Here is a 15,545-nt window from a genome sequence, read left to right as displayed (position 1 = left end):
GCCTTCGTACACCTTCCAGGAGGAACACCACGCACATGGACAAGCCACGCTACATCGTCGATATCGTCATTGCGGCACCGGGTACACCGCTTCTCGACCCCGTAACGCAGCAGCCGCTGAGCAATCCGGATGGTTCCCCGCAGACATCCGGGCCCGGTCACATGTTCTACGTCCTGCGAGCACCGGGGAAAGATCCAGCGAGCTACGGCTTTGCACCGATCAAGCACGGCAGCATGAACGGACCGGGCGACATCGTGGACAGCGATGCAAAGACCTACAAGAACCCGCATTACACGCGCTCTCTGGAAATCACCGAAGCCCAGTACAACAAGCTCAAGGCGTTCGGCGACGATCCAGTGGCGCACGGCTTCAGCAAGCACTATGCCGACGTGCGCCACAACTGCGTGGACTTCACCTGGGGCGCATTGAATCATGCCGGCATCCAGCGCAAGCACAGCCTGGACGTGAACAGCATCGGCGGCCCCGTCGGCCAGTTGCTGCCCGATGTCCGCATTCCGCTGGGCGTCCAGTCACAGGGCAAGGACGGCTATCGTCCGCTGCGCAACATCCATGGCGTGGACAGCATTGAGCCCCCTTTCCCCAACAGCGAACTCAACCGCACCACCACTCATCCCTTGCCCGAGCGCAGCTTGAAGCAGCGTCTGCTCAGCGAAACCGATGGCATTGATGGCCCCTTGAGCGAGCGTCTGGCTGCGGACGCGCGCGCACCGGGGCACAGCCTTCATGCCTTGGACCAGAAAGTGCGTACCGCACTCGCCCAGGCCAGCGAACAGCAGGGACTGCCCCCCGGCCAGGAGCACGAACGACTGGCCGGCCATCTGACCCACGCGGCGGTGCAGGCCGGCTTCAGCGAAAAGGACACGCTGCAGGTGGCATTCAGTTCAAACAGCACCGCCGAGGCACCCGGCTACGTATTCCTGCATCGCAGCGGCGACACCGCCTCGCCGGACCCTGCCGCCAATCGCCAGCGCCTGTCCCTGCTCGATACGCAGCAGGGCGACGCGGATACGCTGTATCAGCAGGCCAATGTGCAGCAGCAATCCCGCGACGCAAGCCGGCTGGCGCAGGACGAGCAACAGGCACAACAGCAGGCCTCGCCGCGCATGGCCTGACCCAGCCGCATCAGGCGCAGGCACCGTTCCCGCATCAACTCACGTACTGCGCCTGACCGTTCCCGAACGACCAGTTCTCCTTCTTCACCTCCACCAGGTTGATGAACACGTCCTCGCGGCGGATGCCCACCGCTGCATGCAGTCCATCGGCGATGCCGGCGTACAGCGCCTTCTTCTGCTCCAGCGTGCGCCCTTCGTTCCAGGTGATCTGGATACAGATGAAGTCGTCGGTACGGTCCACACCCAGGTAACCCGGGTCGTAGATCAGCGTGCCAGGTGCGTGCTCCTGGAAGATCTGGAAGCGATCGTTCTCCGGCACGCCCACCGCGCGCATGGCCTGGTAGATGGTGTCGCCGACGCGTTGCAGGTAGTCGGCGGATTTACCTTTGCGAAGATCGATGCGGGCGAGCGGCATGGTGGTACTCCAGGGTGGAAGGGCACGGCAACGGGCTGAGACTACGCCTGCCCGGGGCGGCGGGACAGCGCAGGGATGGAACCCTCTGGCTCCATGCGTGGCATGGTCCCGCCTCCGCCGCGCGGGGTGACGCGATTGCCGTGGCGGCGCCGCTCTGGAGTCGTCTTGTGCACCGTCGATAGGGGCGGCGATGTGCGCCATCAGTGATGGGCCGCACTACTCGCGCGTGTCGAACGGCACACATCGGAAAACGTCTGGCCTGCCTAGGGACAGTTGAGAATTTTCCTTACAGACCGATGTGATTGCCCGGCTTGAAGATCGCCGCGCCGAGGCAAGACGCCTTGGCCGGGATTGGCGTCTCGAATAAACGAATGAACACCCATCGCTGCGGTTTGCGCCGCAGCAGAGAGAATGTATCGATTGCCTCCATGGCGGCCGGTGCGTGGGGATCGACAGATCCGCCAGGCCTTCTTCTCGATGGGAGTTCGTTTGCCTTGGTACGCCAACCCGCACCGTCCGCCACCTTCACTCCGGAAGGTGGCCCTACGCCAGTGAGGGTTTCGCCATGACCAACCGCACCGCCGTCCATCCCCGCCTGTACACCCTTATCGGCGACGTCGCCGCCGATGTGCCCGAAGACCTCGCACGCGAGATCGAGTGCGCCCTGAACGCGCAGAATTTGCCCGCGCAGCTGCCCACTTTCTTCGCCCGTCTCAATGCGATCAACCATGCTGACGGCGATGACGGACAGCCGTGCATCAGCCTCACCCTCGGCGCCAGCAATCACGCTTCGTTGCGCCGCTCGCTATCTGGGCTCGGCGCATTGCTCGATCTGCTGCAGGCCGCCGACCATGCGCGCAACGAAGGCGGCCCGGACGAACAGTTGGGTGCCTTCCATATCGACGGACTGATCGTGGCCGCACGACAACTGGTGCGCGAGGCACATCATTGCCTCTCCGGCGGCGACGCCTGACCGGCCCGGATACGCTCCCGCTACAATCGCGCAGGGAGCGCAGGAGACCGCAATGGACGCCGAACACCTGGAATACTTCAAGGCCGCACTGGAAGGCCGCGCAACCGTGGGCTGGAACGTCTGGTTCGCTGCCAACCAGCACGCGCTGGCACAACAGCTGAGCCGCCCTGCACTGCTGCGCTTGAAGTTCAGCACACTGGATGAAGCCGAACGCCTGCTGGCCGAGGCCGGCATCGTGCCCCGCAGCACAGCGGGCAAGCGCTACGAAATGTACTGCGCGCAGTTCTCGCCGGACGTGGTGGACGCGAACGGTCGCCCGCTACCGGCCCTCTGGCGCGCGGCGCACGGCGGTGCCATCGGCCTGCTGGCCGACGGTGAGCAGGAGGCCGGCCAGGCGAAGCTGCTCGCGGAGTCCCGCCGCGTCCGCAAGCGCGGGCTGCAGCAGGCCCATGAATGGTTGGCCGATCTGTGCTTTGAGGGCGAGATGGAACTGACCAGCGGCAATGCCGAGGTGGGCCGTAGCCTATTGGCGGTGGTGGTGCAGGCGGGTAGCGGCCATGACCTGCTGGATGCCACGGCGATGATCGCGCGCGAGCTGCTGGAGCGGCACGGCTGAAAGGGCGTGTGCTTCCAGCTGATCTTGCTGGATCGCTGGTAACAAAAAAGCCCCCATTTCTGGAGGCTTCTTTCGTTCTGCAACATGGTGGGCGGTACAGGGATCGAACCTGTGACCCTTGCCGTGTGAAGGCAATGCTCTACCGCTGAGCTAACCGCCCGGTGTGTTGCTGAGCCGCTCATTATAGGGGCTTTTCAGAGGCCGTCAACACTTTTTCACATTCGTGTTCACGGGTGTTTTCGGGGTGCGCAGCCGAGCATGGCTCGGCTCTACAGAACAGCGGGTTCACAGGCGTTTCGGGGCATGCAGCCGAGCCCAGCCCGGCGCTACCGGAATCACATCGTATGGGTCGGCTTGTCCGAGCTGGTAAGCCCGGCCAGCAGGGTCTCGATCTTGTGGCGCACGCCCTCGCCTTCGGCGCCGTCGGCCAGCTGCACGCCGATGCCGGCGGTGCGGTTGCCCTGCGCGCCGGCCGGGGTCACCCAGATCACCTTGCCGGCCACCGGCAGGCGCTCGCTGGAATCGGGCAGGGTCAGCAGCAGGAACACCTCGTCGCCCAGGAAATAGCGCTTGGGCGTGGGCACGAAGATGCCGCCATTCTTCACGAACGGCATGTACGCGCTGTACAGCGCGGCCTTGTCCTTCACAGCCAGGGACAGGATGCCCTGGCGGGCGTTGCTGGCACTCATCGATTTCCCCTTGCGGCAGGCCGCTCGTTCACCTTGTTCCAGGCCAGCAGCAACTCGACCACCGCGAGGTCTGCACGCACCGTGGTGCGCAGCAGGTCCCGGGTGCGGTTGGCCGCATCGAACCAGGCTGCAAGCTTGTGCAATCGCTCCGGCGTGGTCAAGGCATCGGTACTGGCCTGGGCCAGCGCCAGATCGGCAGCGAAGCGCAGGCGCAGCGCCGCGTTGTCATCACCGCACCACTTCTGCGCCAGCTCCACCGCGCCGGTCTTGCCGGCGGCCAGCTGTTCCAGATCTCGACCGACTTCGCGGCGCAGGCTCAGGCCGTCTTCGCGCAGCCAGTTGTCGGCCTGGCCGGGATGGCCGCGGGCGGCCTCCAGCGCTTCGCGCGCCGATGCTTCACTGTGGCCCAGCTGCTGCAGCCAGGCCAGTGCTTCGTGCTGCGGCGGCAGCTTGAATTCCAGTCGCTGGCAACGGCTGCGGATGGTCTGCGGCAGGCGTGCCGGATCGCTGCTGATCAGCCACAGGTAGCGGCCGGGCTGCGGCTCCTCCAGCGTCTTCAGCAGCGCGTTGGCGGCCGAACGGTTGATCGCATCGGCCGGATCGACGATCACGACCTGCGCCACGCCGTACTGCGGGGTCAGCGCCAGCTTTTCGGTGATCTCGCGCACCTGCTCGATGACGATCTCGGTACGCAGCTTGTCGCCGCTCTTGTTCGGAATGAAGCTGACCAGCTGCAGGTCCGGATGGGTGCCGGCGGCGATCAGCTGGCGCGTGCGCGTGGCGTGCGTTGCATCACCCTGCGCCAGCACGTGGTCGGCCAGCGCCAGCGCCACCTCGCGCTTGCCCAGCCCGGCCGGGCCGCAGATCAGCAGGCCATGACCGAGGCGACCGGCGTCGAGCGCGGCCACGGTCTGGTCGAACGCGCGCTGCTGCCACGGCGAAAACGTGCTCATGCGCCCTCCCCGTCCTGCAGCCAACGCTCGATACGTGCGACCACATCGGCGGCCACGCGTTCCTGCACCTGGCCGGCGTCGATCAGCGCGAAGCGCTGCGGGTCCTGCTGTGCGCGGCTGCGGAACACGGCGCGCACGCGCTGGAAGAAATCGTCCTGCTCGCTCTCGATGCGGTCCGGCCACAGGTCACGGCCATTCGCGCGGGCGCGGCCCACCGCCACATCCACATCCAGCAGCAGGGTCAAGCCCGGCAGCAGGCCGACCGCGCGGCGCTCCAGGTCGGCAATCCACTGCGGATCCAGGCCACGGCCGCCGCCCTGGTAGGCGTAGCTGGAATCGGTGAAGCGATCGCTCAGCACGTAGGCACCGCGCTGCAGCGCCGGCCGGATCACCTGGCGCACATGCTGGGCGCGTGCGGCGAACACCAGTAGCAACTCGGCTTCGGCGCTGAGCGGCTCGGCAGCGATCTCGGCATCAGGCTTCAGCACCAGGCCGCGGATGCGCTCGGCCAGTGGCGTACCGCCCGGCTCGCGGGTCAGCACCACCTCGTGGCCGTGGCTGCGCAGGCAGTCACGGATGGCATTGATGGCGGTGGTCTTCCCCGCGCCCTCGCCGCCTTCCAGGCTGACGAAACGCGGGTGACGAAGCAGCGCGGGACTCATTGCGCCGGGATCTCCTGGGTACGTTGCTGGCGCAGCTGCTGCAGGTAGCGGGCTACGGCGGCGTTGTGCTGCTCCAGGCTGGGCGAGAACACGTGCGCGCCGCTGCCGTCGCCCACGGCGACGAAGTACAGCGCGTCACCGGCGGCCGGCTGCGCGGCGGCCATCAGCGCGTCGCGACTGGGCATGGCGATCGGGGTCGGGGTCAGGCCCGCACGGGTATAGGTGTTGTACGGCGTATCGGTGGTCAGGTCGCGGCGGCGGATGTTGCCGTCATACGCGGCACCGATGCCGTAGATCACGGTCGGGTCGGTCTGCAGGCGCATGCCGATCTTCAGGCGGCGCATGAACACGCCGGCGATCTGCGGGCGCTCGCTGGCCAGCGCGGTTTCCTTCTCGATGATCGACGCCAGCGTCAGCAGTTCGTAGGGCGTGTTGATCGGCAGGTCCGGCGCGCGGCTTTCCCAGGCTTCGTCCAGCGCCTTTTCCATTGCGGCGTGGGCGCGCTTGAGCACGTCCAGATCACTGTCGCCGCGCTGGTAGACGTAGGTCTCCGGCAGGAAGCGGCCTTCCGGGTGCTGGCCACCGAAGCCGAGGCGCTGCATCAACGCGGCGTCATCCAGGGTATCGGTGGTGTGCAGCAGCGGCTCGGCGCGCTTGAGTGCAGCACGCAGCTGGCGGATGTTCCAGCCCTCGACAATGGTGACGCGGTGCTGCAGCACCTTGCCGGCGCGCATGCGCAGCAACAGCTCGCGCGGGGTCAGCTCGCCACTGAGCGCGTACTCGCCCACCTTCAGCTTGCCGGCCGCATCGAGCTGGCGCGCCAGCAGTTGCCACTGGGTGTCCTGGCCCTCGTCCACGCCGGCATCGCGCAGCTTGCGCAGCACGCTGTTCATGCCATCGCCGCTGGCGATGACCACGCTCTCGGCGGTCGGGGTGATCGGGGCATCGGCGAACCGGGTCTGCTGGTAGAAGAACCACGCGCCCGCGCCGGCCACGACGGCGGCCAGCACCACCACCAGCGTTACCACGAACAGACACCCGCGCTTGGCTCCCGCCATGGACTACCTCTGAACTCGATTCCGTCGTGCAGGATACCGTGCCGGTGGATTGGGGTCATGACCGGGGTCGCGCCTGCGTGCCGACCAACGGTCGGCACCCACCACAATCCATGCCTGGCGCGGCGATCAGTAGATCCACGCCATGCGTGGATGAATGGCCATGGAGGACTCCGTGCCGACCAACGGTCGGCACCCACCGTGGGGGAATGGCGTTGCCGGCCAGCGGCCGGCACTACCGGTGCACGCCTAGCCCTGCTGGCCCAGCGCACGCAGCAGGCCGCGGGCCTTGGCGCGGGTCTCGTCCAGTTCCTTGTCCGGGTCCGAATCGACCACGATGCCGGCGCCGGTGCGGAAGCTCACCTCTTGGCCGTCCACTTCGGCGGTGCGGATCAGGATGTTCAGGTCCAGGTCGCCATCGCGGTTCAGCCAGCCGAACGCGCCGGTGTAGGCACCACGCGGCACCTGCTCCAGCTCGCTGATGATCTGCATGCAGCGCACCTTGGGGCAGCCGGTGATGGTGCCGCCCGGGAACGTGGCGGCGATCACCTCGCCGGGCGTGACCTCCGGGCGCAGGTGGCCGCTGACGTTGCTGACGATGTGGTGCACATGCGCGTAGCTCTCCACGGTCATCAGCTCATCGACCACCACGGTACCGGGCAGGCAGATACGGCCCAGGTCGTTGCGCTCCAGGTCGATCAGCATCACGTGCTCGGCACGCTCCTTGGGGTGCCCGACCAGTTCCTGGATGCGCGCGGCATCATCGTCGCCCTCGAAGCGCGGACGCGTGCCGGCAATAGGACGCGTCTGCGCGTGGCCGGCATGCACCGACACCAGCCGTTCCGGCGAGGAACTGACCACGTGGCGGCCGTGCGCGCTGAACAACCCGGCGAACGGTGCGGGGTTGGCACGGCGCAGCTGCGAATACAACGCCTGCGGGCTGACCGGCGCGGCGAACTGCGCGCTCCAGCGCCGCGACAGGTTTACCTGGAACACATCGCCGGCACGCAGGTAGTCGATCACCCGGCGCACGCCATCGGTGAAGCGCTGTGGCGCATCCTCGCCGACCGACTGCGGCGGCTGCCAGCCCTGCCCGGCCTCCGGCAATGCCTGCGACGCCAAGGTCATCAGCGCCTCCAGCAGGGTCTGCTCACCGGCTTCGGCGATGACGAAGCTGGCGTCGTTCTGGTGGTCGTGCAGCACCGCGGCCGGGCAGCGCAGCGCCAGCGCGGTCGGGCGGCCGTCCGCGCGCGCGCGCGCCGGCAGCACCGGTTCGATCTGGCTGGCCACTTCGTAGTCCAGCATCAGCGCCCAGCCGCCACGGAACGGCAGGCTGTGGCTGCCGTCGTGCGGCAGACGTTCGTGCTGCCAGGCGCGATCCAGCGCCTGCAGGAACGTGCCGGGCTGCACGGCACCCTGCAGGTCGCGCACCTGGCCATCGGCGTCCAGCCGCAGGCCCTCGCCCTGCGTGGCCAGCAGCAGGCTCCAGCGGCCCTGGGCGGTGCCCGAGGCAGTGGATTCCATCAGCAGCGGGAAGCGCGCCGGGTCATGCTGCTGCAGGGCCAGCAGATCGATCGGGTGCGACAGCGGGTGGATCAGCGGTGCGTGGGTCATGGCGGCCAGGTCGGGGGTTCAGATGCACGGAAGCCGCCTTGCGGCGGCTCCGTAGAACGCGGCATCGAGCATGGCCCGACGCTACAACTCGGTCAGACGCGCTTGAAGATCAGCGTGCCGTTGGTGCCGCCGAAGCCGAAGCCATTGGACATCACCACGTCGACCTTGGCCTGGCGTGCTTCGTTGGGCACGTAGTCCAGGTCGCAGCCTTCGCCCGGCTGCTGCAGGTTGATGGTCGGCGGAATGACGTTGTCCTGCAGCGCCATCACCGAGAAGATCGCTTCCACGCCGCCAGCAGCGCCCAGCAGGTGGCCGGTCATCGACTTGGTGGAGCTGACCATCATCTTGTAGGCGTGGTCGCCGAAGGCGGTCTTCATGGCCATGGTCTCGCCCAGGTCGCCCAGCGGCGTGGAGGTGCCGTGCGCGTTGAGGTAACCCACCTGTTCCGGGGTCACGCCCGCGTCCTTCATGGCCATGACCATGCAGCGCGCGGCGCCTTCGCCGTTCTCGCTCGGTGCGGTCATGTGGTACGCGTCGGAGCTGGCGCCGAAGCCGGCCAGTTCACAGTAGATCTTTGCGCCACGCGCCTTGGCGTGCTCGTACTCTTCCAGGATCAGGATGCCGGCGCCGTCGCCCAGCACGAAGCCGTCACGGTCCTTGTCCCACGGGCGCGAAGCCTGTTCCGGGGCGTCATTGCGGGTGCTCATGGCCTTCATCGCGCAGAAGCCACCCAGTGCGGTCGGCGACGAGCCACGTTCGGCACCGCCGACCACCATCACGTCGGCGTCGCCGTACTGGATCATGCGCATCGCGGTACCGATCGAATGGTTCGAGGTCGCGCACGCCGACACCGCCGAGAACGACGGGCCCTTCAGGCCGGTGATGATGCTCAGCTGGCCCGGCAGCATGTTGATGATGGTCTTGGGCACGTAGAAGGGCGAGATCTTCTTGCCCTCGTGGAACTCGATGGTCTGCTCTTCGATGCCGAGCAGGCCGCCGATGCCGGCGCCGACGATGGCGCCGATGCGCTCGGCATTGGCGTCGGTGATCTCCAGGCCCGAGTCGTGCAGGGCCATGAACGAGGCACCGAGGCCGTAATGGATGAACGGGTCCATCTTCTTGGCATCCTTGCCGCTGACCCGGAATTTGCCGAACAGTTCGTTGTCGGCGGTGATGTCAAAGCCCTTGACCTCACCTGCAATCTTGGTGGTGAACCGATCCAGGTAGGCATCAGAAATGTTGGTCAGCGGACCGATGCCCGAACGACCGTGGGTGATGCCTTCCCAGCTGCTGGCCAGATCATTGCCCAACGGCGAGACGATACCCAGGCCGGTTACGACGACGCGACGCTTCATTGCTGATTCTCCTGACCCGAAGGTTCAATCGGGTAACACGGTTTGCTTCGGTGTGATGCCCAAACACACGGGGCCGCAACTGCGGCCCCATGGGGTGCGGTGCGCGGCGAGCGTGAGCCCGCGCGCGCACTGCCGTCTGACATCAGGCCTTGACGTGGGCCTTGATGTAGTCGATGGCGGCCTGCACGGTGCTGATCTTCTCGGCTTCTTCGTCCGGGATCTCGCACTCGAATTCTTCTTCCAGGGCCATCACCAGCTCGACGGTGTCCAGCGAGTCAGCGCCCAGGTCATCGACGAACGATGCGCTGTTGGTGACTTCTTCTTCCTTGACGCCAAGCTGTTCGACGACGATTTTCTTGACGCGTTCTTCGATGGTGCTCATGGGATCTCGCTCCAGATGGAGTTGTGGTTCAAAAGTGGTCGCCATCAAGGGCGATGGCCGTGGGATAGTGTAGTGGAAACCGGCGCGGCCTTGCATTGCAGCAAAAACCCCCGCAGATCAACCACTTGCGGCGCAATCCCTGCGCCCCTTGCTTACGGCATGTACATGCCGCCGTTCACATGGAGGGTTTCGCCGGTGATGTAACCGGCAGCCGGGCTGGCCAGGAAGGCCACCGCATGGGCGATGTCTTCCGGCGATCCCAGGCGTTCGAGGGCGATGTCGTTGATCAGCGCGGTGCGCGCTTCTTCCGGCAACGCCTTGGTCATGTCGGTGTCGATGAAGCCAGGTGCGACAACATTGACGGTGACGCCGCGCGAACCGATTTCCTTGGCCAGCGACTTGCTGAAGCCGATGATGCCGGCCTTGGCCGCGGCGTAGTTGGCCTGGCCGGCGTTGCCGGTCACGCCCACCACCGATGCGATGTTGATGATGCGGCCCTTGCGTGCCTTCATCATGCCGCGCATCACCGCCTTGCTGGTGCGGAACACGCTGGTCAGGTTGGTGTCGATGATCGACGCCCAGTCCTCGTCCTTCATGCGCATCAGCAGGTTGTCGCGGGTGATGCCGGCATTGTTGACCAGGATCGAGATCGGGCCGAATTCCTTGGCGATGCCATCGAGCACGCTGTCCAGCGCGGCGGCATCGGTGACGTTCAGCGCGCGGCCGTGACCGCCGTGGGCAGCCAGGCGTTCGCCGATCGCGGCAGCGCCGGATTCGGTGGTGGCGGTGCCGATGACGGTGGCGCCCTGGGCGGCCAGCAGATCGGCGATGGCGGCGCCAATGCCACGGCTGGCACCGGTGACCAGTGCGATTTCACCCTGCAGGGGCTTGCTCATGATGTTTTCCTCAGACGGGAGCGGCCGCCGCACCGTGCCGCTTGCAGCGGCCACCGGTACGGCCGGCAGGAACAGGGAAGGTCAGGCCGACCATGCCTCGCGGGCGGCTTCGAAGTCGCCCGGCGTGGCCAGCGGACGGCCGTCGATGGCCTTGTCGATGCGCTTGACCAGGCCGGTCAGCACCTTGCCTGGGCCGCACTCGGCGATCTGGGTGATGCCGCGGGCGGCCAGCGCCTGCACGCAACCGGTCCACTGCACCGGCTGGTACAGCTGCTGGACCAGCGCGGTGCGGATGGCGTCCACGCCGTCGTGCACCTGGGCATCGACGTTCTGCACCACCGGCAGCTGCGGCGCCTGCCAGGACAGGCCGGCCATCACTTCGGCCAGGCGGTTGGCGGCTTCGCGCATGAGCGGGGTGTGCGAGGGCACGCTGACGGCCAGCTTGACCGCCTTGCGCACGCCCTTCTCGGCCAGCAGCGCCAGTGCACGGTCGACCGCATCGGCGTCGCCACCGATCACGATCTGGCCCGGCGAATTGAAGTTGGCCGGCACCACCACCTGGCTGCCTGCGGCTTCGGCGCAGACGTCCAGCACCAGCTGGTCTTCGGCACCGAGCACGGCGGCCATGGCCCCGACACCGGCCGGTGCCGCTTCCTGCATCAGCTGGCCACGCAGGCGCACCAGGTGCGCACCGTCATGCAGGCTCAGCGCGCCGGCGGCGACCAGGGCGGTGTACTCGCCCAGGCTGTGGCCGGACAGCACCGACGGGCGCGGGCCGCCCACGGCGTTCCAGGCGCGCCACACGCCGATGCTGGCGGCCAGCAGGGCCGGCTGGGTGTATTCGGTACGGTTGAGCATTTCCTCCGGGCCGCCCTGGGACAACGCCCACAGGTCGACACCGGCACCATCGGATGCCTCGGTGAAGGCTTCACGCACCTGCGGGTGCAGTTCGGCCAGCTCGGCCAGCATGCCCACAGACTGCGAGCCCTGGCCGGGGAAGACAAAAGCGAGGGTGGATACGGTCACGCGGTCATCCGCTTGTTGCAATCGAAGCGGGCCATGATAAGGGGGAATCCGCTGTGTCGTCTGTACGTGCGCGTATGCAGGCGTATGGAGCAATGACAGGGTCAGATCCCTTTTCCACCGGAAATGGGATCTGACCCCGGCCGACGATCAGCAGAACAGCTGCAGGACGTCCAGATCGCCGTCGGCGAGGAAATCTACGCACAGGCCCACCAGCATCAGCACGCCAGCAGTGCTGGCACCGTGGGTGATGAAGATCGAATGGGCCAGCGCGCGCGCTGACCGGCCCAGCTTCATGCAGACCCTGGCCAGGCTGCGCAGGCGGCCACTGACCGCATGCACGTGCTCGCGCACCGGTGCCTGGGCACCGCCCATCGCCTCGGCCATCATCGCCTGCAGGTGCTCGGGGCGGTCGGCATAGTACTTGGCCACGCCATAGCCGAACATCAGCCAGTCGCGGGCCTGGGCTTCGGACAGGTCCATCACTTCCAGTGGATCTTCCTCGAAGTCGATGAAACCGACCTTGTCGCCATCCCAGGTGAGGTTGCGCGGCAACGGCTGGCCGAAATAGGCGCCGCGCGCATGCGCTTCGGCAATGGCCTGCATCGCCGCCATGACCAGCCGATCACGACCGGCCTCGTCGGCCTGGCGCAGGCAGGTATTGAACGAGCTGCCGTTGTCGCCGATTACCAGCGCGGCATGGCCGGTGCCCAGCACGTCAGGCACGTTCACACCCTGCGCCTGCAGTTCTGCAAGGCGGCGGGCCTCGGTTTCGCGTGCGGCGTCGCCGCCACGGTGCGGAGGAGGACGAAGGGCATCGAGGTGGAAACGACGGGCAACAAAATTGAGCAGGCCAAGGGCCAGCGCCCGGCTTCCCTTGCCGTACTGCTTCAGCCAGGCACGTTGCCCTTCGATGACGATGGGCTCAACCATGACAGGTCCTCCTTAAACGCGTTACGGCCCCGGAGGGCCGCAACGACAAAGCTTCACATTGTCGTAACTTGCACTATCAATAGCGCAACAGAGCCGAACCCCACGTGAAGCCACCACCGAAGGCCTCCAGCAGCAGCAGCTGGCCGCGCTCGACCTTGCCCGAACGCACGGCGGCGTCGAGCGCCAGCGGCACCGAGCCGGACGAGGTATTGCCATGCTTGTCGACAGTCACCACCACCTGGTCCATCGACATCTCCAGGCGCTTGGCGGTGGCTTCGATGATGCGCAGGTTGGCCTGGTGCGGAATCAGCCAATCCAGGTCGGACTTGTCCAGGCCGTTGGCGGCCAGGGTCTCGTCCACGACCGAGTCCAGCGCCTTGACGGCGTACTTGAACACGTCGTTGCCCTTCATGTTGATGGTGCCGCCACCGTTGGCGCCGTCCTTGAAACCGCTCGAGACGCCGACCGGGTTCCACAACAGCTCCTTCTTGCTGCCGTCGGCATGCAGGTGGGTGCTGAGGATGCCGGTCTCTTCGTCGGCCTTGAGCACGACGGCGCCAGCACCATCGCCGAACAGTACGCAGGTGGTGCGATCGTTCCAGTCGACCATGCGGGTCAGCGTTTCGGTGCCGATCACCAGCACGTGCTTGCAGTCACCGGAACGGATGAATTTATCGGCCACGCCCAGCGCGAACACGAAGCCCGAGCAGGCTGCGTTGACGTCGAAGGCGGGGCACCCGGCCACACCGAGCTTGGCCTGGATCAGGCACGCGGTGGACGGGAAAATAAGGTCAGGCGTGGTCGTACCGACCACGATCATGTCGAGCTGCGAAGCGTCGATGCCTGCGGCTTCCAGCGCGCGCAGGGCGGCGTTGTAGCCAAGGTCGCTGGTGGTTTCGCCTTCGGCCGCGATGTGCCGTTCACGAATGCCGGTGCGCGACTGGATCCACTCGTCCGAGGTTTCGACCATTTTTTCCAGGTCGGCGTTGGTCAGGACTTTTTCCGGCAAATAGCTGCCGGTGCCCGCGATCCTCGAGTAGATCCGCTTGCTCATCATGTTTCCTGTTGCGCGGGCCGCCGATCACCGGCACGCCCGGGAAAGAAGGCAAAGGCCGCTGCCCGGAGGCAGCGGCCTTCCCGGCACATCAATCTTCTTCGACGGCCGAGGTCTTGGTCTGGATGACCTTCTTGCCGCGGTAGAAACCATCGGCAGTGATGTGGTGACGCAGATGCACTTCGCCGGTGGTCGGGTCGGTCGACAGCTGCTTGGCGCTCAGGGCGTCATGCGAACGGCGCTGGCCGCGGCGGGACGGGGTAACACGGGATTTCTGGACAGCCATGGGATTGCTCCAAACTCGGTTCGTTTTGCTTCGTCGTTTCGTCGCACAGGACGCCAGCGCCCAGCACACTTTTCGCTTTCGCCGCAGCCGCCGACGACAACCGGCTGCTATTGTTTCTTCAATGCCGCCAACGCCGCAAACGGGTTGGCCTTCTTTGTTTCTTCTTCGCTCGGCGCCCAGTCCTTGTCGACTGCTTCACCGTCGGGCGACAGCGGTACCACCGGCACCGCCAGCACCAGCTCGTCCTCGACCAGATCCAGCGGCTTCAGCTGGCCATCTTCCGGCACCAGCAACGCCTCGTATTCCTCCGGCAGGGACGATTCCTCGTCCTCGTCGCGGATCAGGCCAAGCCTCTGGGTCACCTTCACCGGCAACAGGAATCGCTGCATGCTGCGCTGACAGGTCAGCGGCAACGCGGTGTCGATGGTCAGTTCCACATAGGATACCCGCAAGACGTCGTCGCGACCGAATTCAAGCGAGTAGACGCACTCGCCGTCGGTATCTGCGACCAACCCCTGCAGGCGGGTCAATTCAGCCAGGGAGACCTGACCGTCGAAGCGCCTTCGCGCTACAACCATCCGCCAGGCATCCAGCGTTTCGGGCACGTTCGCGGACATAAGCCGCTGAATACTAAGGATCGGAGCGGCGGCTGTCAAATGCCCGCCATACAGGACTTGCCGCTAGCGCTGCAGACGGGCCAGACTGCTTCGCCCTGCCCCGGTATTGTCGCATGTCACTGGTCCTGGCCTCCACGTCCCGCTACCGCCGTGAACTGCTGCAGCGGCTGGGCCTGCCCTTCGACTGCGCGCGCCCTGAGGTGGATGAAACCCCGTTGAACAACGAAGCGCCATTGGCCCTGGCCACCCGCCTGGCCGCCACCAAGGCGGTCGAGGTGGCGTGCCGGCATCCCGGCGCGTGGGTGATCGGCTCGGACCAGGTCGCGGACCTGAACGGCCAGCCACTGGGCAAACCGGGTACGGTCGAGGCCGCCTGCGCACAGCTGGCGGCGATGTCCGGGCAGACCGTGCACTTCCATACCGCCGTCTGCCTCAGCCGTGATGGAGCATCATTCACGGCCACCGATCTGACCGAGGTCCGCTTCCGTGCACTGGAACCGGACGAGATCGCCCGCTACGTGGCCACCGAACAGCCGCTGGACTGCGCCGGCAGCTTCAAATGCGAGGGCCTGGGCATCAGCCTGTTCGACGCCATCGACAACCGCGACCCGACCGCGCTGATCGGCCTGCCGCTGATCACGCTATGCGGATTGCTGCGCAGGGCAGGTTTCGCGGTGCCGTGAACGGTAGAGCCGAGCCCATGCCCGGCTGTTTTTTTTGAGGCTGCCTGCATCTGAAGCAGAAGCAGAAGCAGCCGAGCATGGGCTTGTATGTTCCTCCCGGCTCCTACGCGGTATGTAGGAGCCAGGGTGGAGGGACCGTCAACATGATATCTGCGGATAGCAGCCGACAGACGAGCCGAGCGATCCCCATCCCGCACCTTAACGTC

General features: G+C 66.2%; 19 protein-coding genes and 1 tRNA gene. 4 read left to right on the top strand and 16 right to left on the bottom strand.

Features of this window, described 5'->3' with window-relative positions; translation table 11 throughout:
* The first annotated feature begins 35 nt into the window (after positions 1 to 35).
* Positions 36 to 1,133 carry an XVIPCD domain-containing protein gene (locus AC5P9W_RS03870; protein WP_134730225.1) on the top strand — a complete coding sequence of 366 codons (1,098 nt, stop codon included), beginning with the start codon at positions 36 to 38 and terminating at the stop codon, positions 1,131 to 1,133.
* Positions 1,134 to 1,167: 34 nt separating this feature from the next.
* Here AC5P9W_RS03870 and AC5P9W_RS03865 read toward each other — a convergent pair whose 3' ends face one another.
* Both AC5P9W_RS03865 and AC5P9W_RS03860 read right to left on the bottom strand, forming a co-directional pair.
* A complete protein-coding gene (locus AC5P9W_RS03865) occupies positions 1,168 to 1,548 on the bottom strand; it encodes a tautomerase family protein (RefSeq protein WP_021202620.1) in 381 nt (126 codons plus the stop codon).
* Between the two features lie 286 nt (positions 1,549 to 1,834).
* Entirely contained in the window at positions 1,835 to 1,978 is a 144-nt protein-coding gene (locus AC5P9W_RS03860) for a hypothetical protein (RefSeq protein ID WP_457894737.1), read from the bottom strand.
* A gap of 135 nt (positions 1,979 to 2,113) precedes the next feature.
* On the opposite strand from AC5P9W_RS03860, the gene AC5P9W_RS03855 reads away from it, so the two are divergent.
* Both AC5P9W_RS03855 and AC5P9W_RS03850 read left to right on the top strand, forming a co-directional pair.
* The gene (locus AC5P9W_RS03855; RefSeq protein WP_100447862.1) at positions 2,114 to 2,521 is read left to right on the top strand and encodes a hypothetical protein; all 408 of its coding nucleotides are present in this window, start codon (positions 2,114 to 2,116) and stop codon (positions 2,519 to 2,521) included.
* Positions 2,522 to 2,573: 52 nt separating this feature from the next.
* Positions 2,574 to 3,137, top strand: coding sequence for a hypothetical protein (locus AC5P9W_RS03850; protein ID WP_111103373.1), 564 nt, complete (start codon positions 2,574 to 2,576; stop codon positions 3,135 to 3,137).
* 85 nt (positions 3,138 to 3,222) lie between these two features.
* Here AC5P9W_RS03850 and AC5P9W_RS03845 read toward each other — a convergent pair.
* The 14 genes from AC5P9W_RS03845 to AC5P9W_RS03780 form a co-directional block, all read right to left on the bottom strand.
* Positions 3,223 to 3,297: transfer RNA gene (locus AC5P9W_RS03845), tRNA-Val, on the bottom strand.
* A 175-nt stretch (positions 3,298 to 3,472) separates the two neighbouring features.
* Positions 3,473 to 3,826, bottom strand: coding sequence for a PilZ domain-containing protein (locus AC5P9W_RS03840; protein ID WP_004146965.1), 354 nt, complete (start codon positions 3,824 to 3,826; stop codon positions 3,473 to 3,475).
* Positions 3,823 to 4,779 carry a DNA polymerase III subunit delta' gene (locus AC5P9W_RS03835; RefSeq protein ID WP_014646193.1) on the bottom strand — a complete coding sequence of 319 codons (957 nt, stop codon included), beginning with the start codon at positions 4,777 to 4,779 and terminating at the stop codon, positions 3,823 to 3,825. Before AC5P9W_RS03835 ends, AC5P9W_RS03840 begins: the two co-directional genes overlap by 4 nt.
* Positions 4,776 to 5,441, bottom strand: a complete 666-nt coding sequence (gene tmk / locus AC5P9W_RS03830; protein WP_019659493.1) for a dTMP kinase — start codon at positions 5,439 to 5,441, stop codon at positions 4,776 to 4,778. The genes AC5P9W_RS03835 and tmk overlap by 4 nt, the downstream gene beginning before the upstream one ends.
* On the bottom strand, positions 5,438 to 6,499 hold the full coding sequence (gene mltG, locus AC5P9W_RS03825; protein ID WP_019659494.1) for an endolytic transglycosylase MltG: 1,062 nt from the start codon (positions 6,497 to 6,499) through the stop codon (positions 5,438 to 5,440). The genes tmk and mltG overlap by 4 nt, the downstream gene beginning before the upstream one ends.
* A gap of 246 nt (positions 6,500 to 6,745) precedes the next feature.
* Positions 6,746 to 8,110 (bottom strand): aminodeoxychorismate synthase component I, encoded by a 1,365-nt coding sequence (locus AC5P9W_RS03820; RefSeq protein WP_188250351.1) that lies wholly within the window; start codon positions 8,108 to 8,110, stop codon positions 6,746 to 6,748.
* 92 nt (positions 8,111 to 8,202) lie between these two features.
* Positions 8,203 to 9,465 carry a beta-ketoacyl-ACP synthase II gene (gene fabF / locus AC5P9W_RS03815; protein ID WP_019659496.1) on the bottom strand — a complete coding sequence of 421 codons (1,263 nt, stop codon included), beginning with the start codon at positions 9,463 to 9,465 and terminating at the stop codon, positions 8,203 to 8,205.
* 142 nt (positions 9,466 to 9,607) lie between these two features.
* Positions 9,608 to 9,847 (bottom strand): acyl carrier protein, encoded by a 240-nt coding sequence (acpP, locus tag AC5P9W_RS03810; protein ID WP_005415509.1) that lies wholly within the window; start codon positions 9,845 to 9,847, stop codon positions 9,608 to 9,610.
* A 152-nt stretch (positions 9,848 to 9,999) separates the two neighbouring features.
* Complete coding sequence (gene fabG / locus AC5P9W_RS03805; protein WP_005408312.1) at positions 10,000 to 10,743, bottom strand: 3-oxoacyl-ACP reductase FabG; 744 nt, start codon at positions 10,741 to 10,743, stop codon at positions 10,000 to 10,002.
* Positions 10,744 to 10,824: 81 nt separating this feature from the next.
* Positions 10,825 to 11,769, bottom strand: a complete 945-nt coding sequence (gene fabD, locus AC5P9W_RS03800) for an ACP S-malonyltransferase (RefSeq protein WP_019659498.1) — start codon at positions 11,767 to 11,769, stop codon at positions 10,825 to 10,827.
* A 147-nt stretch (positions 11,770 to 11,916) separates the two neighbouring features.
* Complete coding sequence (locus AC5P9W_RS03795; RefSeq protein WP_019659499.1) at positions 11,917 to 12,699, bottom strand: BUD32 family EKC/KEOPS complex subunit; 783 nt, start codon at positions 12,697 to 12,699, stop codon at positions 11,917 to 11,919.
* A 76-nt stretch (positions 12,700 to 12,775) separates the two neighbouring features.
* On the bottom strand, positions 12,776 to 13,753 hold the full coding sequence (locus tag AC5P9W_RS03790) for a beta-ketoacyl-ACP synthase III (RefSeq protein WP_019659500.1): 978 nt from the start codon (positions 13,751 to 13,753) through the stop codon (positions 12,776 to 12,778).
* A gap of 91 nt (positions 13,754 to 13,844) precedes the next feature.
* Positions 13,845 to 14,039, bottom strand: coding sequence for a 50S ribosomal protein L32 (rpmF, locus tag AC5P9W_RS03785; protein ID WP_005408308.1), 195 nt, complete (start codon positions 14,037 to 14,039; stop codon positions 13,845 to 13,847).
* A gap of 107 nt (positions 14,040 to 14,146) precedes the next feature.
* Positions 14,147 to 14,656 (bottom strand): YceD family protein, encoded by a 510-nt coding sequence (locus AC5P9W_RS03780; RefSeq protein WP_019659501.1) that lies wholly within the window; start codon positions 14,654 to 14,656, stop codon positions 14,147 to 14,149.
* 113 nt (positions 14,657 to 14,769) lie between these two features.
* On the opposite strand from AC5P9W_RS03780, the gene AC5P9W_RS03775 reads away from it, so the two are divergent.
* A complete protein-coding gene (locus AC5P9W_RS03775) occupies positions 14,770 to 15,339 on the top strand; it encodes a Maf family protein (protein ID WP_019659502.1) in 570 nt (189 codons plus the stop codon).
* Positions 15,340 to 15,545 lie beyond the last annotated feature (206 nt).

The organism is Stenotrophomonas sp. YJH_SMC_33 (genome assembly GCF_059372295.1).
Note: the sequence above shows the minus strand (reverse complement) of the source record. Positions and strands in the feature narration are given on the sequence as shown.